We start from the raw sequence: 19991 nt of genomic DNA on the forward strand, positions 1-19991 counted from the left end.
TCGTAGGTATTAGAATGCTTTGAAGGTAATGATGGTTCTGGTGTCCTGGATGCCTTCGAATACCTGTACCTTGTTTGCTACGAAGTGTCCGATGTCTTCATCGTCGTTGATGTAGAACTTGGCCAGCAGATCGAAATCCCCGGAGGTGGAGTAGATCTCGGAGGCGACTTCCGCGTCTGCGATGGCGTTGGCAACCTGATAGGTTTTTCCGAGCTGGCATTTGATCTGTACAAAGAACGGAATCATTAATCTGCTATCCTTCTGTCCCGTAAGCCTGTTTTGTCTTTACGGGTGCGCTCAAAATTGAGTTTGCGTTGTTTTGTGAGCATTTTGCGTTGAAGCTGCGTTTTTTTGCAAGCTTTTGCGTTTTTTAAGCGAAATCTACCCCCAGTTGCCTATTGTCGCGGTCTCTCGTTTCCCCTTGCAGTTCGCTTACTGGTTTGCTAGCAAAAAATTCTAACCAATGGGGGTGCTCGGCAGTGACTGCCGGGCTGAGAGGCGGAAGGCCAACTCCTAGAACCTGATCCGGGTCGTGCCGGCGGAGGGAATTGGGATGAGTACCAAGGTAATCGTTCCCGCCGTAATCAATAGGGGAGCGAAAAAATGTCCTACAAAGCTGAAGATCTCTGGCAAGTGTTTGAGAACCTGCGTGAGCGTGGTGTGCGGGTTCACTGTCTGACGAACTCCGTTGCGCAGAGCATTACCGCGAACATTATGTTGGCCTGTAACATTGTACCGTCCATGACAGCCGCTCATGATGAAATTCCTGCATTTGTTGAAGGTGTCGATGGGTTGCTGGTCAACCTTGGGACGCTGGATGGTAAGCGTCGGCATGGGATCCGGTTGGGGCTGGAGAATGCTGCGAAGAAATCTATCCCCGTGGTGCTGGACCCGGTTAAAGTGGATCGTACTGACATTCGCATGGAGTTTGCGAAGGACATTTTGCAGGAAAACATCTCCATCCTGAAAGCGAACATGACTGAAAGCGCTGGGCTGAGTGGGGCGGTTCGTGAGGACACGCTGCTTGTACGCACCGGAAATGAAGATGCTGTGTTTGGCCGGGAGGCAACCTACACCATCGGCAACGGGCATGCTTACATGGACAAGGTGACCGGCATCGGCTGTGCATTGGGGGGAGTCCTGGCGGGTTTTGCGGCTGTTGAGCCGGATCAGGAACTTGCCGTGGTTGCGGCGCTGGCTGTCTATGGTGTATGCGGCGAGATTGCCGCAGAGCAGGCAAATGGGCCGGGAAGCTTCACTCCAGCTTTCATCGATACCCTCTATGGCTTGAAGGCTGACCAATTCAACGAGCGCCTCAAGCTCGAAACAATGAATAATAAAGGTGGGGTATTGGCCTAATGAGTGCGATTGCAGTCACAATTGCGGGCTCGGATTCAGGCGGTGGTGCTGGCGTTCAGGCAGACCTGAAAGCCTTTTCGGCTCGCGGTGTTTATGGGGCCAGTGTGATCACTGCGCTAACGGCCCAAAACACCAAAGGTGTGACAGCCATTCATGATGTGCCGCCAGCATTCGTGGCGGACCAGATGGATGCTGTTTTCTCTGACCTGAAGGTGGATGCCGTGAAAATCGGCATGCTTTCACAGCCAGAGATTATCGATGTTATTGCCACAAAGCTGGCGGAATATGATGTTAAGCGCGTCATCCTTGACCCGGTGATGGTTGCAACTTCTGGTGATGTTTTGTTGCAAACCTCCGCTGTTTCGGTCCTGAAGCAGAAGCTGTTTCCCATGGCGGCGTTGATTACGCCGAATATGCAGGAAGCGGCCTTTTTGCTGGATCAGCCGGTGGCCGGATCCCGTGAAGACATGCACAGCCAAGCTTTGCTTTTGCTGGACATGGGCGCAAACGGGGTTCTGCTGAAAGGCGGGCACGGGTCTGATGATACCTGTGATGACCTCTTCCTCTCCCGCGATGTGGAGAGGTGGTATACGGCGCCAAGACATGAAACGCAGAACACACATGGGACTGGCTGTACCCTGTCTTCTGCGATTGCAGCGGAACTGGCCAAGGGGCTGGCGCTACAAGATGCTATTGGCGAAGCGAAAGAATATATTAGTCAGGCGATTAAAGCTGCAGATACGCTTGACGTAGGCGAGGGACATGGGCCTGTGCACCATTTCCACGAATTCTGGTCTGAATAAAAGGCGGAGATAATGACCAAGAACAAAGATAATAATCTGACCCGCCGACAGGCGCTGGGGTTAACCGCTGGGGCGGTTGCCGGTGGCGCTGCACTTGCTGCACCTGCTCTGGCTCAGGATGCTGAACCAGTGATTGAATGGCGCATGGTGACCAGCTGGCCGAAGAACTTGCCGGGCCCAGGAATGTCTGCGCAACGCATTTGTGACCGCATCAACATCATGAGTAATGGTCGGATGCGTGTGCGCCTGTTTGCTGCTGGTGAGCTGGTTCCGGCTTTTGAGGTGTTTGACGCTGTTTCAAGCGGCACTGCACAGATGGGCCATTCCGTTGCTTTGTACTGGGCTGGCAAGATGCCGGGCTCGGTGTTTTTTACGACCGTTCCTTTCGGTCTGCTGCCTCAGGAGCATACTGCCTGGGTGGATCAGATGGGTGGTCAGGAGTTATGGGATGAGCTTTACGCACCGTTTGGCGTGAAGCCGTTTATGGCAGGTAATGCCGGCCCGACCATGGCGGGCTGGTATCGTGAGCCTGTTGAGACGCTGGATGACCTGAAAGGTCGCAAATTGCGCATGGTTGGTCTTGGTGGTGAGATCCTGCGCAAACTTGGTGTTACCCCGGTCAACATTCCAGCTGCCGAAATCTTCACCAGCTTGCAGACCCATGTGGTGGACGGTGTAGAGTTTCTTGGACCCTGGACTGACAGTGCGCTGGGCTTCCACAAGCTGGTCAAATACTACTACGGTCCGGGCTTTAACAAGCCAAACGGCACTGGAGAAGCGATTGTGAATGCAGTTGCGCTGGAAGGTCTTTCTCCTGAGCTTCAGGCGGTGGTTGAAGAGGCTTGCCGTGTGGAAGCTGATCTGGCGCTTTCTGAGGCCAATGCACAGAATGCAGCGAGCCTGAAGGTGCTGCAGGAAGAGCATGGTGTGGAGGTGCGTGAGTTCCCTGAAGAGGTTCTTGCTGCCTTGAAGGAAACCAGCATTGAGGTGCTGGATATCTATACCCAGAAAGACAAAATGGCTCGCAAGATTTATGAGAGTTACATAGAAGCGCAGGGGCTTCTGGCAGGTTGGAGCGCCCTTTCGCTGGGCAAAAACATCGCTGCAAGAAGCTAACCGGCTCATCAAACCGCGTTTAAAAGGCCCTCCACTTGGAGGGTCTTTTGTTATGTGGAGGTTTTGCCACAGAAAATGTTTCAGTTTACTTGCACGAAATACGCATAACTAAATGCATGGATCATCTACTGCCATTGATGTTTTGTGAAGGTGGGCGGGTAAACCTTTAAAACTACCAGTGCAAGAATTTGATAATATTTGGAATTCTAGTTGTAAGAGCCGAATCAATAAGTAACTCGTAACTTGATCATGGCGCTGCTTGATTGTTTTCTTGAGAACAGAAAGTACCGTGCATGTCCAGATATCTGCCCATTACGATCGCCAGTCTCTCCACGCTGCTGATTGCCTCTGATGCCCTCGCCGGTGCTTTTGCTGTTCGTGAGCAATCTGCCTGGTTCCAGGGCCTTTCCTTTGCCGGAAATGCGACAGTCTCAAAAAGCCTTTCCAGCATGTACTGGAACCCGGCAACGATGACAGGACATGACGGTATTCAGGTGGAAACCTCCCAGACCGTTGTGTTTCCTCGTGCCACGATTGATCTGGATACGGCGACCATTGATGCGGTTCCGACACCAGTGACGGGGGTTCCTTACTCCTCAGGTGATATTGGCGTGGATGCTGGGTGCCTGCGGGGTATGGCACCTGGAAAGTGGATGAGCGCCTCACTCTCGGTGTCAGTTCCAATGCACCTTATGGCTTTGAAACGAAACCACAAATTGAGTGGGCGGGGCAGGTCTATGCGCGGTCCTCCCGTGTGCTTTCTGTCAATATTACGCCGATGGCAGCTTATGAGCTTACCGAGAAATTCTCCGTTGGGGTTGGTTGGCAGCTTCAATATTTGCAGGTGAGGCTGAAGTCAGCGACGGGTGTTCCACCAATTGCTGCAAACTCTCCTACAGCGGAGCTGCGGGGTGAGGACTATAATTTGGGATTTGGTGCCACCGTCGGGGCTCTTTTCAAGCCGTGGGAAGGCACACAGCTTGGCATTGGCTATCGCTCGCCCATTGAACACAACCTCAAAGGTCGGCTTGTGGTTGGCGGTAATGCGCCAACACCAATTCGCGCAAACATCATCATGCCGGAGACGGTGACGGTTTCCTTCCAGCAGGAGCTGAATGAGCGCTGGCGTGGGATGGGGACGTTTGAGTGGACGCACTGGTCCCGGTTTGGCACCTTCCCAGTGTTCAACCTGCAGGATCAGGTGGTTTCTGAACTGCCGTTCCAATACAACGATGGCTACTTCATCTCGCTTGGTACGGAGTATGACTTCACGGAGAACTTCACGGGTCGGTTTGGATTGGCTTACGAGTGGTCGCCGATTGATGAAGCCAACCGGACGCCGCGTCTGCCGGATGCGAACCGGTTCTGGATCAGTGCGGGTCTGAGTTACTTCTATGAGGACTGGCTGGAAGTGGATATTGGTTACTCGCACCTGTTCCCGGAAAGCGAGAGTATCAACATCAACCCGGATCATCCATTCTATGAAGGGATTACCATTCAGGGGCCGGTGAATGACACCAACGTGGATATTGTTAGTCTGGGTGCTCGTCTGAAGTTCTAAGAGCTTTGTTCGCTCATCTGGCCGCCTCCCCAGAGTGATACTTTGGGGAGGCGGTTTTGTTTTAGAATGCGCTTGGGTAGAGGCCGCCGTCGAGCAGCAGGTTCTGGCCGGTGATGTAACCAGCATGGGCGGAACACATGAAGGCGCAGGCTTTGCCGAACTCTTCAGGATTGCCGAGGCGCTTGGCTGGGATCTCTTCTGAAGACAGGCGCTTTGCTTCTTCAATGGAGATGCCGGTCTGTTCTGCCTGACGTTCAAAGCCACCTTTCAGGCGGTCGGTGTCGAACTTGCCGGGCAGGACGTTGTTGATGGTGACGTTGTGCTGTGCGTATTGACGGCAGACACCCGCGAGGAACGCGGTGAGGCCAGCGCGGGCACCACTGGACAGGTCCAGACCTTCAATGGGCATCTTCACGGACATGGAAGTGATGTTGACGATGCGACCGAACTTGCGCTCTGCCATGCCATCAATGACGGCTTTGATCAGCTCAATCGGGGTGATCATGTTTTGGATAACACCATCCTGAATGGATTGGCGATCCAGTTCCTTGAAGTCTCGGCGCGGTGGGCCACCGTTGTTGTTGATGAGGATATCCGGGTTTGGGCAGGCGTTGAGGACGGCTTGCTGGCCTTCTGGAGAGGAGATGTCAGCGGCGACCGGAGTGACAGAGACTGAGTGCTTTGCAGCCAGATCCTTGGCGATCTGATCGAGCAGTTGCTCATTGCGTCCGTTGATCACCAGATCACATCCGGCTTCTGCCAGTGCTTTTGCTGTACCCAATCCCAAGCCACGGCTGGATGCGCAGATGATGGCTTTGCGCCCCTCAATTCCCAAGTTCATATGAATATCCCACTGAATCAATACGTTCTGGCAGGCAGCTTACTGGCTCTGAGGGAATTGAGCCAGTGACCATCAAGCTTAGCAAGCGAATAGAATAATCATTTGAATTGCATGGGCTTGCTTTTCTCTCCCCTAATAAACGGGGAGTAATGTTGCTTGAGGTTCAAGCAAGAAACTGCAAAGTTTGAGTATATGTATCCTGTCATATTTGTTTCTTGTGAATCAATTTAAAGGAAAGAAGGTTTTCTTATTCCGGAGGCTTTGTGGTGACCGGGGATTCTACTAGCAAAAAGTACAGAAGCTTGTTTCTGTCTGATGTACATCTGGGCACGCGCGGATGTCAGGCCGATTTACTGCTGGACTTTTTAAAGCACAACGATGCTGACACGGTTTATCTTGTTGGAGACATCATCGACGGGTGGCGTCTGAAACGGTCCTGGTATTGGCCTCAACTTCACAATGATGTGGTGCAGAAGTTGTTGCGCAAAGGGCGCAAGGGTGCGCGTATTGTTTACATTCCCGGCAATCATGATGAGTTCCTGCGGGACTTCTTTGGCATCCACTTTGGCGGGGTGGAGGTGGTGGACCAGTTCATCCACGAGGGAGCCAACGGCAAGAAGTATCTGGTTATTCATGGCGATCAGTTTGATGTGGTGGTGCGGCACGCCAAGTGGCTCGCATTCCTTGGGGACTGGGCCTATGTGACAGCGCTGAACCTAAACACGGTGCTGAATTACTGTCGCCGCAAACTGGGTCTGACCTATTGGAGTTTGTCTGCCTGGGCGAAGCTGAAGGTGAAGAACGCGGTCAACTTCATCGGTAAGTTCGAGGAGACGCTGGTTTCTGAAGCGCAGCGACAGAAAGTGGACGGGGTGATTTGTGGTCACATCCACCATGCTGCGGATCATGAGACCAACGGCATTCATTACATCAATACGGGTGACTGGGTGGAAAGCTGCACCGCTGTTGCCGAGAACTTTGACGGGACCTTTGAGTTGATCCGTTGGGGGGATGGCAAGCGGGCTGCTACTGAGCCTTCGAGGGAGAGTTCCGGCAGTCGGGTGGCGGCATGAGTTCGATCCTGATTGTTACCGATGCGTGGAAGCCTCAGATCAACGGTGTTGTGCGGACGCTGGAGCGGTTGGCTGTTGAGTTGCGCCGCATGGGTATTCGCGTTGAGTTTCTGACACCGCAGTCATTTCACAGTGTGCCGATGCCATCTTACGGCGAGATCCGGTTGAGCCTAACGCTGCCTCATATCGTGCGTGGGTTTATTGAAAAGTACGACTGTGATCATCTGCATATCGCGACTGAAGGGCCTCTGGGGTTGATGGCGCGGCAGGTGGCAAAGCGGGATGGACGGGTTTTCACCACGAGCTATCACACGCGTTTTCCGGAGTATTTGCAGGCGCGCTATCCGGTGCCGTTGTCCTTCAGCTACTCCTGGCTGCGCCGGTTCCACAACAGTGGGCAGGGATGCATGGTGGCGACGGGGACGTTGGAAGCAGATTTGCGGATGCGGGGGTTTGAGAACCTGCTGCGGTGGTCGCGCGGGGTGGATCATCAGCGGTTCCGGCCTTTACGGACTGCGCTGCTGGACCATCTACCGGGGCCACGGTTTCTTTATGTGGGGCGTGTGGCCGTTGAGAAGAACATTGAGGCGTTTCTTCAACTGGCCTTGCCAGGCACCAAGGTTGTTGTTGGTGGTGGGCCGCAGTTGGAGGAGTTGAGGCTGGCGTATCCTGAGGTGTTGTTTACAGGGCCTGTTGAGGGGGATGAGCTGGTTGAGTATTACGCCAATGCGGATGTGTTTGTGTTCCCCAGCCTGACGGATACGTTTGGCAATGTGTTGCTGGAAGCGATTGCCTGCGGGACGCCTGTTGCGGCGTTTCCTGTGATGGGGCCGATTGATGTGATCGGTAACAGCGGGGCTGGGGTGCTGAAGAATGACCTTCAGGCGGCAGCGTTGGAAGCGCTGGAGATTTCCAGTGATCACTGCCGGGATGTTGCCCTGCGATTTACATGGCGGGCGAGTGCTGAGCAGTTTCTGGCAAATGCTGAGCATGCGTATGATCCGGCGATGCCTGCCGGGTTTCGGCAGGGGGCTGGTGCAGGTCAGAGATCTGTCGGAAATCACCTGAATGGTTGAGCGGATCTCCTTGGGGGCGTTTCAGATTAAGAGCAGCCTGCGTAATTTTGCGTGTTATAGATAGCCTCATATTGCAGTTATCGAGGTTCTTATGGTTTTAGATGTTTCCAGTCCCGTTGAACTCACCGTTTCCGAAATTGAAAAAGCTAAGACAAGGCTGCAGGGTTATGCCAGCCTGACACCGCTTTTGAACTTTCCGGTGTTGGATGAGCGGGTGAATGGCCGCGTTTTCATCAAAGCGGAAAACCTGCAAAGAACCGGAAGCTTCAAGTTTCGTGGAGCGTTCAACCGCCTTTCTCTTATTCCGGAGGACAAGCGGCCTGCGGGTGTTGTGGCCTGTTCTTCCGGCAACCATGCACAGGGCGTGGCTGCTGCGGCGAAGATCCTGGGTTTCCCGGCCACGATCGTGATGCCGAAAGATGCACCGGAGCTGAAGATCCAGCGCACCAAGGCGCTTGGGGCTGAGGTGGTGCTTTATGATCGTGAAACTGAGGACCGTGAAGCGATTGCCAAAGGCATTTGTGAGGAGCGCGGTGCAACGTTCATCCATCCTTACAACGACAGCGGCGTGATTGTTGGGCAGGGGACTACGGGTCTTGAGATTGCTGAACAGTGTGAAGTGCTGGGCGTGACGCCTGATCTGGTGATCAGCTGTACGGGTGGCGGTGGCCTCACCAGCGGGATTGCGCTGGCGCTGGAAGAGAAGCTGCCTGAGGTCCAGATCTATACAGCGGAGCCAGACGGGTTTGATGATTACGCACGCTCTTTAGAGGCTGGTGAGCGGATGAGTAATCCGGCGCTGGGTGGCTCCGTGTGTGATGCGGTGCTAACAGAAACGCCTGGTGACAAGGGCTTTTCCGTTTTGAGCCGACGTCATGCCAAAGGTTTGAGCGTGAGCGATGAGGAAGCGCTGAATGCGGTTGCCTTTGCTTACTTTGAGCTGAAGCTGGTTGTGGAACCGGGTGCAGCCGTTGCGCTTGCTTCCGTGCTTTCCAAGAAGATTGATCTTACCGGGAAGACTGCGGTCATCACCATTTCTGGCGGTAATGTGGATCCTGCTGTCTTTGCGACTGCCCTGAAGCAGTATTCTGCGGAAACAGTTCCGGCCTAAGAAAAAAGCCGTTTGCGCAGGATAAGGCGCAAACGGCTTTTAAAAACTTTGGTGTCTCGTTTCTGATCAGGAGAACAGGGCGAGGCGCTCACCTGTTGAGAGGTGGTGCAGCGGGTCTGAGTTGCTGCTGCGCGGTGCTGTCAGAGGCGGAGATTCTCCTTCGATCTCAATCGGGTTCTCTTCCTCTTCTACCTTTGCTTCTGCCGCCAGCGGCTCAGTGTCATTTGCTGGCACAGTGCTTTCAGTCGCGATCAGATCATCGTCTTCTTCATCATCAAGAACCGCGACTTCAGAAGTTTCGACCACTTCCGGCTCGTCTGCCATATCATCGAGCTCAACAACTTCAGCTGCTTCCTCTTCCAGCTCAGCTTTCGCTTCCTGAAAGGGGGCGTCTGCGCGTGCCTCGGCAGCGAACTGGACGACGTTCTCATTGAGAGATTCTTCAGAGGAGGCCGGTGTTGTGTCGAACATGGCATCGATGTCTGCCTGATCCACGCCTTCGCCATCCATCTGTGGGCCGTTGAGAAGGTGCGCATCCGGGCGTTTGTCGATGTGACGGTCGTCCTCGTCATGCGGATCATCAAGGTTGATGTTCGGACGCTCTTCGTCTGTCAGGTCCACACCCCAGATGCGGATCATCTTGCTGATGCGACCTTCAAGGTAATGAAGGGCTTTGACCACTTTGTTGATGCGCTGGCCGGTGAGATCCTGGAAGGAACAGGCCATGAGAATTTCCATGGCCATCTCTTCAATGGCATCGCATGGCGCATCTTCAGCGCCGGATGCACGCAGTTTGTCCACCAGATCCTGAATAGCTTCAGATGATTCCAGAATGACCTGAGTCGCGCTTTCGGTGGATGTGACGATTGCATCCAGCTCGTCAGAGGCTGCTGAAAAGCGGTTGTTGTCGGCGTTCTCAAGCTTGATCTTGGAGATCTCGTCTTTGGTCCGCTCGATCGCCTCATACATTTCATAGGTGTGCAGGCGATAGCTTTCCATCTCTGATGGAAGTTCGCGCTCAACCAATGTTTTCTCAAGTCTTCTCACAGCTTCCAGAAGGTCTGCTGTCTCGACTGATCTGTTCAGAGTGAGGTGATCGTGAAGGAAAGCGCGGCCTCTTTCTGTCTCAGAGAGTGCGCTTTTGATGGCATCAAATTCCTCGGGGCTCAAAAGGACCTTTCGGTTGTTGCCAGCCATAAGTGGCTCCTTCATAACTAACTAAGAATATACTACAAGTTTATATAACAGATCCTACGGCTAATAATTGGTTTACATTGATTTGGATAGTCCCTATTAGCACAAGTAATAGGAGTATCCCTTCCCATCCTTATTTGTGGGTACTCTCCACCCCCATTTGTAGTGTTTTCCAATGACTATGCCCAGAAGCAGTTCCCCTTTAGGGAAAGCCCATAATCTATTCTGGATCGCCACAGGCGTTAGTGGTCTGTTTGCGGCGTTCAATTTTGCGAACGCATTCTTTCTTGCGTATTTTCCTCTTTTTCTCGAGGATATTAACTTCACTCCTGTGCAGATCGCATTTGCCATTGCCCTGCCGAACATCGTCCGGATTTTTGCAACTCCGGTGATGACGAGCATCTCTGACCGGGCGGGGCGCAGGCGTCATTCCATGGCGCTGTTCAGTGTGATTGCGCTGATCTCGTTCTGGGTCATGATTTACTCCAGTGACTACTGGGTGGTCATCGGCCTCGTGATTTTCCTTTCCATTTTTTACACGCCCATTCAGCCGTTGCAGGATGCATACGCATATGAAACCGTGCACACGCTTGGCCTCAATTACGGGCCGATGCGGTCGTGGGGCTCCATTGCGTTTGTGGTCGCTACGCTGATTGGTGGTTGGTATCTGTCCTTTGGTGAGCCTGCAGAGCTGTTGTTCCTGACTGTCGGCGCGCTTGGCGTGCTGGCGCTGACATCTGTTCTGCTGCCGGGTATGCCTTCTGAAAGCCGCAGCTCCACCAAAGAGAGCATCTGGAAAGCGGAAGAACTGCGTGATCCGCAGTTTCTGCTGGTGGTGCTGGCTGGTGGTTTGTTGCTGGGCAGTTTCTCGGCGCTTTATGCCTTTGCCAGTATCTTCTGGCTGTCCGTTGGCATTAGCGATGCCATGGTCGGCGGCTTGTGGGCGCTTGGTACGCTGGCAGAGATTGGTATCTTCGTGTGGGGTTCGTTCTTCATGCGCCACCTTGGTGCGTGGGGCCTGATGGTGACGGGTGGTGTGGCGAGCATCATTCGCTGGTTGCTGTTCCCGTATGCCACTGAAACCTGGTCTGCCGTGCTGTTGCAGCTGCTGCATGCTGGAAGCTTCGGCATGGTGTTCCTGGGGCTTGTTGCCTACACGTCCAAGCTGGTTTCCAGCAAACGCCTTGGCACTGCACAGGGGCTTTCTCAGACGGCCTTTGGTGTGGTGATGGGCGTGAGCGGCATTGCCAGTGGCTGGCTCTACGAGATTGAGCAGGCCTACGCCTTCTATCTGATGGCAAGTATCTGTGTTGCCGGTGTGGTGACACTGATGTTTGTGACAAAGCGCGTATAAATGAAAAAGGCGGCCTCTGAGAGAGCCGCCTTTTCTTGTTCTTAACCCCAGAGCTGCGGGGAAGGAGGGTGCATCAGGCTGCCCTCAAACTGGATCGCATGATCGCGGTCCTTTGCGAGCAGCAGTGGTCCATCCAGATCTACAAAGTCAGCGTTTTGCGCCAGCAGCATGGCTGGTGCCATGGCGAGAGACGTGGCGAGCATGCAGCCAACCATGATGACGTAGTCCATCTCTTCTGCCTTGCGCAGCAGCTTCAGGCCTTCTGTCAGACCGCCGGTTTTGTCGATCTTGATGTTGATGGCTGAGTAGCGATCACGCAGGCTTTCCAGATCTTTTGAGGTGTGCAGGCTTTCATCCGCACAGATTGGGATGAGATGTTCCACCTCTGCCAGAACAGCGTCTTTGCCTGCTGCTAGAGGTTGCTCCACCAGACCAACGCCTGCCTGCTGACAGGCTTTGATGTTGGCTTCCAGATTGCTTTCTGACCAGCCTTCGTTGGCGTCGACAATGAGCTTGCTGTTTGGTGCTGCCTGTCTGACGGCTGCGATGCGTTCCACATCGCCATCGCCTGCCAGCTTGACCTTGAGGAGAGGGCGGCTGGCTGCTTTTGCTGCATCCTCAGACATCTTCTCAGGTGTGCCAACGGAGATGGTGTAGGCGGTTTCCAGAATACGCTGGGACTTGATGCCGACAAGTTCAGCTACAGTGGTGCTCTGGCGCTTCGCTGTCAGATCCCAGAGGGCGCAATCCACTGCGTTGCGGGCGGCGCCTGCCGGATGAGGCTTTGCAGCTCTTCAATTGAGACGCCAGCTTCAATAGCAGCGCGGGCGGCCTCGATCTGCGCGGTGACGCTTTCAACGCTCTCGCCGTAACGGGGATAAGGCACGCATTCGCCACGACCGGTGAGGCCATCCTGTGTAAGGCTGGCGGTGACAACCTTCACCTCGGTTCGGGAACCGCGGGCAATGGTAAAGCTTCCCGCAATTGGGAATGTTTCAGCTTCAATAGATAGGCGACAGGTCAAACCAGTTTAAACTCCGCGCAAATATGATCAATGATTGGATCGGTCCCGAAGCGGACAGGATCAGTTGCGGGCAGTTTATGCTCTTCGCTCAGCTCTTCAATCAGGTTTTTTGCATGATTTTCAGAAAGCATCATGGTGTTGATGGCGAGGCCGACACAGCGGATGTCCGGGTTTGTCAGACGGCCAAACTGTATGTTCAGGTCGATGATTTCCTGAATGGATGGGATTGGTGTTGAGACGCCGCGCATGGTGGAGCGGGTTGGTTCATGACAAACCACAAAGGCATCTGGCTGGGAGCCGTGGAGCAGACCCAGAGAGACGCCTGCAAAGGATGGATGCAACAGGGAGCCCTGACCCTCGATCACATCCCAGTGGTCGTCTTTGGTGGCTGGCTGATGTACTCCGCGGCGCCAGAGATGAAGTCTGAAATAACGGAGTCGATGGCGATGCCGCGCTCGGCGATGAGGATGCCGGTCTGGCCGGTGGCGCAGAAGTCTGAGCTGATTTTGCGTTCTGCCAGGCCACGTTGCAGGGCAATTGCGCTGTATTTTTTGCCAACAGAACAGTCCGTGCCAACGGTCAGCAGACGTTTGCCAGAGCGCTTCTCGCCTTTGCCGGTTGGGAAGGTGAAGTCGGTGAAGCGCAGATCATGGAGCTTGCGGTTGTTCTTTGCTGCAGCTTCCGCAATGGCCGGGATGCTGCCAAGCTGAATATGCAGGCCTGCTGCAATGTCGAGACCATTGTTGAGCGCATCAACGATAGTGGCGATCCAATGGTCAGGCAGAACACCGCCTGCATTCACGCAGCCGATTACCATAGTTTTGGCGCCAGCTTCAGATGCTTCAGTCAGGCTCATTTCAGGAAGGCTGGTGTGGGCTTTGCAGCCGGGAAGTGTAATTTGACCCAGACACCACTCCGGTCGCCAATCAAGTACGCCATGCGCAGTTTTTGCTGCGAGCTCGTCTTTTACGTCCCCAAGAAATAATAGATATGGCTTAGAAATAGACATTATTTTATCCGTTGTACTTGTGGCTGAATGAGGATTACTAGACGACACACTACAGAAACCTGTATAGGATCAATAGGATTTTTGGATTATAGGGCGCAGGGTCCCGAGATGAAGCTGAGTGATAAATTTGATGCGCCGGACCTGGTAACTGCTGAAGACGGGGCGTTACTTTTGCTTACGGCTTCCGGTGCCTGGGGCATCCGGCAAGGGGCCACTTGCGAAAATCTCATCAATCAAGTGGCAGCGTCTCTCACTCACTCTGTAATTTGCGTGGATTTAAAGGCGGTTAGTTTTCTCGACACCGCTGGTGCCTGGCTGCTGCAGCGGTTCCAGATGGAGCAAGCGGAGCAGGGCCGGGAGGTCAAGTTCTTTTATGAAGACGAGCGGTTCGACATCCTGCTGAAAGAGGTTGACCGGCAGGAAGTCGACAATCCAACCGAAGAACACTCTGGTAACTCTTTCCTCAATTACCTCGAAGCCGTGGGCGAAGCGACTCGCCAGCTGGGGCGTGATACGCGCGATATTCTGGCGATGCTTGGCAGCTTGACAGCGACAATCACGGCAGCTGCAACCCATCCAAGCCGGTTACGGCCTATCTCCATTGGTGTTCAGTTCCAGCGCTCCTGTATGGGCGCGGTGCCGATTGTTTGCCTGATGAGCTTTCTGATAGGTGGCATCATCGCGCAGCAGGGCGGGTTTTATCTGAAGCAGTTTGGTGCTGAGATCTTCGTGGTGGATCTTTCCGGTATTCTGGTGCTGCGTGAGATTGGCGTTATTTTGACCGCCATTATGGTGGCTGGCCGGTCCGGTTCTGCTTACACGGCTGAGCTGGGATCCATGAAGATGCAGGAAGAGATTGATGCGCTTCAGGTGACTGGCTTGCGGGTGACGGAAGTGTTGATCCTGCCGCGTCTAGTGGCGTTGATGATTGCCCTGCCGATCCTAGTGTTTCTGGCGAATATTGCGGCTTTGTTCGGTGCCGGGCTGACTTGCTGGTGGTATCTGGGCATTGTGCCTCATTCCTTTATTGCACAACTGCAGGCTGCTGTTACTGTTGATACACTGATGGTCGGCATTGTGAAAGCGCCGTTTATGGCGCTGATCATCGGGCTTATTGCGTGCATGGAAGGTATGAAGGTTGAGGGCTCATCGGAGTCGCTTGGACGTCATACGACTGTTTCTGTTGTGAAATCTATTTTTATGGTCATCGTGGTGGATGGAGTTTTTGCTGTGTTCTTCGCGTCTATCGGGTTTTAACCAGTATGGGACAAGGGCAAACAGGGCCGATGAACGGATCAGGCTCGGGTCACCAATCTGCTGATGATCGGGAAGTGCTGCTTCGGGTTCGGGATGTTACCGTTGGCTTTGGCAATAAGCTTGTTCTGGAAAACTTGAACCTTGATGTGTACCGCGGCGAAGTGCTTGGCTTTGTTGGTGCATCGGGCATGGGTAAGTCCGTTCTCATGCGTGCTGTGCTGGGGCTGACACGGCGGCGGTCCGGTACCATTGAGGTGTTTGGGCAGGACTTTGATGAAGCCACGGATTCCATGCGCCGTGAAATTGAGCAGCGCTGGGGGGTGTTGTTTCAGCAAGGGGCGTTGTTCTCCTCGCTGACGGTGAAGCAGAACGTGCAGGTGCCGATGCGCGAGCATCTGAAGCTTTCACCGCGGCTGCGGGATGAACTGGCACTGCTGAAGATTGAGATGGTTGGGTTGCCTCTGGATGCGGCAGACAAGCTGCCTTCGGAGCTTTCCGGCGGTATGATCAAGAGGGCCGCGCTGGCACGATCGCTGTCGCTGGATCCTGATCTTTTGTTCCTAGATGAGCCCACTTCCGGTCTGGATCCGATCGGGGCGGCTGATTTTGATGATCTTATTGTAAAACTGAAAGAAACTCTGGGACTTACGGTTTACATGGTCACCCATGATCTGGATAGTCTTCATAGTATTTGTGATCGTATTGCCGTGCTGGGTGAACGCAAGGTTTTGGTTGAAGGAACCATTGAGGATATGATGCAGGTGGAGCACCCTTGGGTTAAGTCCTATTTCCGTGGGGCGCGTGCCTCAATCGGGTGTGAGGAGGATGCATGGAAACCCGCGCAAATAATATCGCTATCGGTGCATTCGTTCTAACTGTTGTTGGCATCGCCTTTCTGTTTACGTTTTGGCTCTTGAGCGCGGGTGATCGCTCGAGCCGTCGTGACATCAAGATTATCTTTCCTGGTGCTGTAACCGGCCTGCCGATTGGTGGTCAGGTGCTGTTTAACGGTATCAAAATCGGTGACGTGAGTGCGCTCACGTATGATGCCGAAAACCCGAAGCTCGTTGTGGCGACTGTGCGTGTTGATGCCAATGCTCCGCTGCGCCGCGACACGGTTGCTTCCCTTGGGTTTACGGGTTTGACGGGCGTTGCCTATGTGGATCTTTCCGGTGGGTCTTCGGAGTCTCCGCCGCTGTTCTCCAAAGCGACTGATACTGTTCCGGTTATGTATGCGCGCAGGTCTCAGTTTGAGGATTTGCTGGAAGGGGCCAAGGACATCATGCGCAAAGCGGATTCCACGCTGACGCATATTGATGAGCTGGTGATGAATGCCCAACCGGATGTGCAGAAAACCATTCAGAACGTTGAGGTCTTCACGCAGGCTTTGGCCAACAATGCCAAGGGCGTGGATGACTTCCTTTCTGGTGTGACCGAGACAAGCAAGGCGCTGACCGGGCTTTCCGGTAAGATCGGTAATCTGGTGGATCGCGGAGATGACCTGCTGGCGAATGTGCCGCCGGACAAGCTGGGCCAGATCGTGACCAATGTGGAGAGCATGACCAACAAGCTGTCAGCTTCTACAGATGGTGTTGGTGAGATCATCGCCAATGGCAAGCTGGCTTCTGATCAGCTGGTGAACTTCACCACAGAGCTGAATGATGAGCTTGAGCAGTTGGAGAAGGTGATTGCTGCGGTCAAGCCTGAAGAAGTTGGGCGTATTCTGAAAGGCGCCTCGGATCTGGGCGGTGTGCTGACGGAGCGCCGTGGGGACATCAACACCATGCTGTCCTCAGCTTCTGTTGTTGCCGAGAATGCGCGTGAGTTGACTGTTGAGCTGACCAAGAACAAGGAAGCGATCGACCGCATCGTGAAGAATGCAGAGACAGCTTCCAACGAGATTGTACTGACCACTCAAAACGCCAACCGCATCCTGAGCATGGTGAAGTCTGATCAGGTCAGCAACATTGTGACTTCGGTTGAGAAGGTGACCAAGACACTTTCTGACAAGGATCAGGTGATCGCGAAAGCCATTGAGGATGCGGGTGCTGCGACGGCCAACATTCGTGAGGTGAGCAACACCATTGCCGGGCGCAACAAAGAGATCGACAGTGTGATTGTTTCTGCGCGCGAGGTTGGAACCAACCTGAGTGCGGCGTCTGATCAGCTGAGCGAAACCATGGATAACGCCAATACGCTGATCTCCAACACCAACGGCATTGTGGAAGCGATTGATCCGGCCAAGGTTTCCAACATTGTGGCTTCAGCGGACAAAGTTACGACCACGCTGGCTGAAAAGACACCAGAGCTTTCCAAGGCGATTGATGAGATCGGCAATGCTGCCAAGTCCGTCAACGACATGACAACCGAGCTGAAGAAGAAGGTTCCAGACGTTGATAAGGTGATCGATCAGGCGAAGAGCATAGCCACAAATCTGAATGCTGCTTCTGTGCGTGTGAACACCATTTTGGAGAAAGTGGACGGCATGGTTTCTGCTGATGGACAGGGCTTCATCAAGGAAGCGACTGATGCAGCGGCTTCCATTCGCAAGGTTGCAGATGCTTTTGCTAAGCGGGCAGAGCCAATTTCGTTGGCCCTGTTGAAATTGAGCCAGCAAGGCGGACAGGACTTTACTGCGGCAATGCAGCAATTAAACCAGACACTTATTGAAATTCGACGGGCCGTGAATAATTTTGACCGCAACCCAAATCGTGTGATTTTTGGCGGATCGGACACACCTGTATTTAATGGGGCGCAGCGGCGTTGAGTTTTTGGAAATGTTTGACAAAACTATAGGGAAGCGACTCGAAAACCCACGGGTTGCCAATGGCAGTAAGCTGGAGCTCGGCGTGTTCGGTTCGACACTTAAAAAATTGGTTGTTGGTGCCGTTCTGCTGGGTGGTCTGGCAGGGTGTGGGGCAAGTGGCCCTGAAGCTCTGTATGGTTTGACTGCGCCGCGCGATGTTCCTGTCAAAGTGAGAGCTTCCGACTATCAGGTGCTTGTTGCAACGCCGGTTGCTTTGCAGGCGCTGGATACGAGCAACATTGCGGTGACCCAAGGCGGCGGTCCGATTTACTCGTACTTCCCGAAAGTGGCGTGGACTGACACGCTGCCACGCGTCTTCCAGGCTAAGCTTGTTGAGACGCTGGAGAACACTGGCAAGCTGCGTGGTGTTTCCCAACCGGGGCAGGGCCTTCTGATCGACTACCAGCTGCAAACCACTCTACGGGCTTTTGAGCTTCAGGTAGACGGTGGTGACAAGGCCTATGTGGAAGTGGCTGCTCGCATCGTAGATGATCGTGACGGACGCTCTATCGGCATGCGCATGTTTGCGGCAAGTGTTCCGACAACGGGTGATACTGTAACGGATGCCATCCCGGCGCTGAACGCGGCTTCGGACAATGTGCTTTCTCAGATCGCCAGCTGGTCCGTCAACACCGTTGGCCGTATTCCTCGCTCCAAGGCGGCTGCTAAGCGTGCTGAGTTGAACACTCAGGAAACCGCTGGCAACAGACAGGTTGCTGCTGTTGCGCCAGCCATGACTGAGGCAGCGAAGGGCAACTAGGCGCGGTTAACTGCGGGCTTCCAGCAGTTCGATCTCTACGAATGCGCATTTGAAGGTGTTGGCGTTGATGACATCGTGCTCAACGCCAGTCTCTCTGAAGTAAGGGATGCCGTTTTGCATGGCGGCTTCCATTCTTTCTCCATCTCCCAGATCGATCTCTAATGTGCCGGTGAAGAGCGGAACGACAATGTAGTCGTAGGAATGGCGATGCCAGCCGGTATTGTCTCCGCGCTGCTTAAATCGCCATTCAGTTACTCTGACACGGTCATTCTCAATCAGAACTGTCGGCTTGGCTGAGCCGGTTGATGAGCACATTGCACTCTCCTCTGTTGTGCGTGTGCTCATGTTAGGAACGGTGTGGAAGAGGGTATAGAGCCAGCGCGTGGTGGATGGATGTCAGCTAACCTAAGCGGGGCTTTTTTCTGTCTTGGTTTGCCCGGAGAGAACAAATTGCAGAACAAGATCATCCCGTCGTTTGGCAAGCTCCTGCATGGACGTGTTCTCCAGTGAGGTTTTCACGCCGTCTTCGAGGGTGTCAACCACTTCTGGTGTGATCCGCGGGGTGCCGAGGTCGTCCCACCAGCTTTGGAACGGACCACCAAGGTGATCGCAGAAGGAGCGGATACCGCCTTCCCCTCCACCCAGATGTAAGAGTGTGTTTGGCCCCATGGCTGCCCAACGGAGGCCAGGGCCGTACGCAACGGCTTTGTCGATGTCCTCAACGCTGGCAACTCCTTCCATTGCCAGATGGATGGTCTCACGCCAGATTGCAGCTTGCAGGCGGTTTGCGATATGTCCGGGGACTTCTTTGTTGAGGCGGACGCAGACTTTGCCGATGCTCTCATAGAAGTCTTTTGCGGACTGGAGCACATCTGCATCTGTCTTCTCGTTGTCCATCAGTTCCACCAATGGAATGAGGTGTGGTGGGTTGAAGGGGTGGGCGAGGATAAAGCGTGCTGGCTTGTTAAACCCTGCCTGCATATCGGAAAGCTTCAGGCCTGAGGTTGAGCTGCCAATGATGACCTCTGGCTTCAGGTGCGGTTCAATCTGTTTGTAGAGCCCGTGCTTGATCTCCAGACGCTCTGGGACGCTCTCTTGAATGAAGTCAGCATCTGACACAGCTGCTACCGGATCATTCGTAAACTTCAGCTTAGACGTATCGCCTGCATGCTCCCATCCAAGGGCTGCGAGCGTTTCTGAAGCGTTCTTTACCAGAGTGGTGACCCGGTCTTCCGTTTCCGGGGAGGGATCGTAAACAGTGACCTGCCGACCCGTGGCAGCAAACAGCGCTGCCCAGCTCATTCCAATTGTTCCGGCCCCGAGAATTGCAATGTTTGGGTACTTCATGTCAGCTTTTCCTGTTGTTGCCCGAATTGAATGAGCTGCTCAGTCAGGTGCGGAGATTGCCCGATACACCAGTGCAGGTAAGCAGAACTACTATGATGTTGTTTTCTGGGTCAATTTGGCAATTTGGAGGAAGGTTACGAGGAGCTCTCCGAATAGCAAAGTTGAAGGCAAACAACACTGCCAGCAAAAAAGGCTCCTGAGAGTTTCAGGAACCTTTTTAGATTTCTAAGGCTTGCTTGCAGAGCGATTTCCAACTTACAGGTCAAAAAGATGGTGATGTGATCGGTAGAACGGTAAAGA

General features: G+C 53.8%; 17 protein-coding genes, 3 pseudogenes and 1 riboswitch. Of the genes and pseudogenes, 13 read left to right on the forward strand and 7 right to left on the reverse strand.

Features of this window, described 5'->3' with window-relative positions:
- Positions 1-9: 9 nt before the first annotated feature.
- Complete coding sequence (locus tag JCM12308_RS02200; protein ID WP_008547452.1) at positions 10-246, reverse strand: Lrp/AsnC ligand binding domain-containing protein; 237 nt, start codon at positions 244-246, stop codon at positions 10-12.
- Positions 247-455: 209 nt separating this feature from the next.
- Positions 456-564, forward strand: a riboswitch (TPP riboswitch).
- 39 nt (positions 565-603) lie between these two features.
- Between JCM12308_RS02200 and JCM12308_RS02205 the strand changes: the two genes are divergently transcribed.
- The 5 genes and pseudogenes from JCM12308_RS02205 (at position 604) to JCM12308_RS31250 (ending at position 4839) form a co-directional block, all read left to right on the forward strand.
- A complete protein-coding gene (locus tag JCM12308_RS02205; RefSeq protein WP_054782724.1) occupies positions 604-1359 on the forward strand; it encodes a hydroxyethylthiazole kinase in 756 nt (251 codons plus the stop codon).
- Positions 1359-2162 carry a bifunctional hydroxymethylpyrimidine kinase/phosphomethylpyrimidine kinase gene (gene thiD, locus JCM12308_RS02210; RefSeq protein ID WP_014286501.1) on the forward strand — a complete coding sequence of 268 codons (804 nt, stop codon included), beginning with the start codon at positions 1359-1361 and terminating at the stop codon, positions 2160-2162. The genes JCM12308_RS02205 and thiD overlap by 1 nt, the downstream gene beginning before the upstream one ends.
- A 12-nt stretch (positions 2163-2174) precedes the next feature.
- Complete coding sequence (locus tag JCM12308_RS02215; RefSeq protein ID WP_008547949.1) at positions 2175-3278, forward strand: TRAP transporter substrate-binding protein; 1104 nt, start codon at positions 2175-2177, stop codon at positions 3276-3278.
- A gap of 293 nt (positions 3279-3571) precedes the next feature.
- Positions 3572-3766, forward strand: a pseudogene (locus JCM12308_RS32080) (outer membrane protein transport protein); the annotation flags it as partial.
- Between the two features lie 161 nt (positions 3767-3927).
- A complete protein-coding gene (locus tag JCM12308_RS31250; RefSeq protein WP_280138353.1) occupies positions 3928-4839 on the forward strand; it encodes an OmpP1/FadL family transporter in 912 nt (303 codons plus the stop codon).
- A 61-nt stretch (positions 4840-4900) separates the two neighbouring features.
- Here JCM12308_RS31250 and JCM12308_RS02225 read toward each other — a convergent pair whose 3' ends face one another.
- A complete protein-coding gene (locus JCM12308_RS02225; protein WP_054782883.1) occupies positions 4901-5680 on the reverse strand; it encodes an SDR family oxidoreductase in 780 nt (259 codons plus the stop codon).
- Between the two features lie 266 nt (positions 5681-5946).
- On the opposite strand from JCM12308_RS02225, the gene JCM12308_RS02230 reads away from it, so the two are divergent.
- The 3 genes from JCM12308_RS02230 to JCM12308_RS02240 all read left to right on the forward strand — a co-directional run bounded on the left by JCM12308_RS02230 (position 5947) and on the right by JCM12308_RS02240 (position 8940).
- Positions 5947-6753, forward strand: coding sequence for a UDP-2,3-diacylglucosamine diphosphatase (locus tag JCM12308_RS02230; protein WP_164845249.1), 807 nt, complete (start codon positions 5947-5949; stop codon positions 6751-6753).
- Entirely contained in the window at positions 6750-7829 is a 1080-nt protein-coding gene (locus tag JCM12308_RS02235; protein WP_054782726.1) for a glycosyltransferase family 4 protein, read from the forward strand. Before JCM12308_RS02230 ends, JCM12308_RS02235 begins: the two co-directional genes overlap by 4 nt.
- 91 nt (positions 7830-7920) lie before the next feature.
- Positions 7921-8940 (forward strand): threonine ammonia-lyase, encoded by a 1020-nt coding sequence (locus JCM12308_RS02240; RefSeq protein ID WP_054782727.1) that lies wholly within the window; start codon positions 7921-7923, stop codon positions 8938-8940.
- A gap of 66 nt (positions 8941-9006) precedes the next feature.
- Here the strand turns inward: JCM12308_RS02240 and JCM12308_RS02245 are convergent, their stop codons facing one another.
- Positions 9007-10137, reverse strand: a complete 1131-nt coding sequence (locus JCM12308_RS02245; protein ID WP_208608816.1) for a protein phosphatase CheZ — start codon at positions 10135-10137, stop codon at positions 9007-9009.
- Positions 10138-10315: 178 nt separating this feature from the next.
- Between JCM12308_RS02245 and JCM12308_RS02250 the strand changes: the two genes are divergently transcribed.
- Positions 10316-11488 (forward strand): MFS transporter, encoded by a 1173-nt coding sequence (locus tag JCM12308_RS02250; protein ID WP_244271823.1) that lies wholly within the window; start codon positions 10316-10318, stop codon positions 11486-11488.
- A gap of 41 nt (positions 11489-11529) precedes the next feature.
- Here the strand turns inward: JCM12308_RS02250 and dgcA are convergent.
- Both dgcA and dgcN read right to left on the reverse strand, forming a co-directional pair.
- A pseudogene (gene dgcA / locus JCM12308_RS02255) lies at positions 11530-12512 on the reverse strand (N-acetyl-D-Glu racemase DgcA).
- A pseudogene (dgcN, locus tag JCM12308_RS02260) lies at positions 12509-13521 on the reverse strand (N-acetyltransferase DgcN). The pseudogenes dgcA and dgcN overlap by 4 nt, the downstream one beginning before the upstream one ends.
- A 108-nt stretch (positions 13522-13629) precedes the next feature.
- On the opposite strand from dgcN, the gene JCM12308_RS02265 reads away from it, so the two are divergent.
- Genes JCM12308_RS02265 through JCM12308_RS02280 form a run of 4 tightly spaced genes read left to right on the forward strand, consistent with a single transcriptional unit; the run spans position 13630 to position 18344 of the window.
- Positions 13630-14778, forward strand: a complete 1149-nt coding sequence (locus tag JCM12308_RS02265; protein WP_054782729.1) for an ABC transporter permease — start codon at positions 13630-13632, stop codon at positions 14776-14778.
- Positions 14779-14807: 29 nt separating this feature from the next.
- Positions 14808-15653 (forward strand): ABC transporter ATP-binding protein, encoded by an 846-nt coding sequence (locus JCM12308_RS02270; RefSeq protein ID WP_208978195.1) that lies wholly within the window; start codon positions 14808-14810, stop codon positions 15651-15653.
- Positions 15608-17545 carry an MlaD family protein gene (locus JCM12308_RS02275; RefSeq protein WP_054782730.1) on the forward strand — a complete coding sequence of 646 codons (1938 nt, stop codon included), beginning with the start codon at positions 15608-15610 and terminating at the stop codon, positions 17543-17545. The genes JCM12308_RS02270 and JCM12308_RS02275 overlap by 46 nt, the downstream gene beginning before the upstream one ends.
- A gap of 10 nt (positions 17546-17555) precedes the next feature.
- Positions 17556-18344 (forward strand): ABC-type transport auxiliary lipoprotein family protein, encoded by a 789-nt coding sequence (locus JCM12308_RS02280; RefSeq protein WP_208608818.1) that lies wholly within the window; start codon positions 17556-17558, stop codon positions 18342-18344.
- A gap of 6 nt (positions 18345-18350) precedes the next feature.
- Here JCM12308_RS02280 and JCM12308_RS02285 read toward each other — a convergent pair whose 3' ends face one another.
- Both JCM12308_RS02285 and JCM12308_RS02290 read right to left on the reverse strand, forming a co-directional pair.
- Positions 18351-18659, reverse strand: coding sequence for a cupin domain-containing protein (locus JCM12308_RS02285; RefSeq protein ID WP_054782732.1), 309 nt, complete (start codon positions 18657-18659; stop codon positions 18351-18353).
- Positions 18660-18749: 90 nt separating this feature from the next.
- Entirely contained in the window at positions 18750-19691 is a 942-nt protein-coding gene (locus tag JCM12308_RS02290; protein WP_054782733.1) for a 3-hydroxyacyl-CoA dehydrogenase family protein, read from the reverse strand.
- Positions 19692-19991: the final 300 nt, after the last annotated feature.

The sequence above is a fragment of the Pseudovibrio denitrificans JCM 12308 genome (assembly GCF_001310815.1).
GTDB classification, from domain to species: Bacteria; Pseudomonadota; Alphaproteobacteria; order Rhizobiales; family Stappiaceae; genus Pseudovibrio; species Pseudovibrio denitrificans.

Coding starts and splice junctions, on each gene's coding strand:
- JCM12308_RS02285 (WP_054782732.1), bottom strand. CDS start 18,659: ATGTGCTCATCAACCGGCTCAGCCAAGCCGACAGTTCTGATTGAGAAT.
- thiD (WP_014286501.1), top strand. CDS start 1,359: ATGAGTGCGATTGCAGTCACAATTGCGGGCTCGGATTCAGGCGGTGGT.
- JCM12308_RS02270 (WP_208978195.1), top strand. CDS start 14,808: ATGAACGGATCAGGCTCGGGTCACCAATCTGCTGATGATCGGGAAGTG.
- JCM12308_RS02245 (WP_208608816.1), bottom strand. CDS start 10,137: ATGGCTGGCAACAACCGAAAGGTCCTTTTGAGCCCCGAGGAATTTGAT.
- JCM12308_RS02225 (WP_054782883.1), bottom strand. CDS start 5,680: ATGAACTTGGGAATTGAGGGGCGCAAAGCCATCATCTGCGCATCCAGC.
- JCM12308_RS02265 (WP_054782729.1), top strand. CDS start 13,630: ATGAAGCTGAGTGATAAATTTGATGCGCCGGACCTGGTAACTGCTGAA.
- JCM12308_RS02235 (WP_054782726.1), top strand. CDS start 6,750: ATGAGTTCGATCCTGATTGTTACCGATGCGTGGAAGCCTCAGATCAAC.
- JCM12308_RS02290 (WP_054782733.1), bottom strand. CDS start 19,691: ATGAAGTACCCAAACATTGCAATTCTCGGGGCCGGAACAATTGGAATG.
- JCM12308_RS02200 (WP_008547452.1), bottom strand. CDS start 246: ATGATTCCGTTCTTTGTACAGATCAAATGCCAGCTCGGAAAAACCTAT.
- JCM12308_RS02250 (WP_244271823.1), top strand. CDS start 10,316: ATGCCCAGAAGCAGTTCCCCTTTAGGGAAAGCCCATAATCTATTCTGG.
- JCM12308_RS02240 (WP_054782727.1), top strand. CDS start 7,921: ATGGTTTTAGATGTTTCCAGTCCCGTTGAACTCACCGTTTCCGAAATT.
- JCM12308_RS02205 (WP_054782724.1), top strand. CDS start 604: ATGTCCTACAAAGCTGAAGATCTCTGGCAAGTGTTTGAGAACCTGCGT.
- JCM12308_RS02280 (WP_208608818.1), top strand. CDS start 17,556: ATGTTTGACAAAACTATAGGGAAGCGACTCGAAAACCCACGGGTTGCC.
- JCM12308_RS02275 (WP_054782730.1), top strand. CDS start 15,608: ATGGAAACCCGCGCAAATAATATCGCTATCGGTGCATTCGTTCTAACT.
- JCM12308_RS02215 (WP_008547949.1), top strand. CDS start 2,175: ATGACCAAGAACAAAGATAATAATCTGACCCGCCGACAGGCGCTGGGG.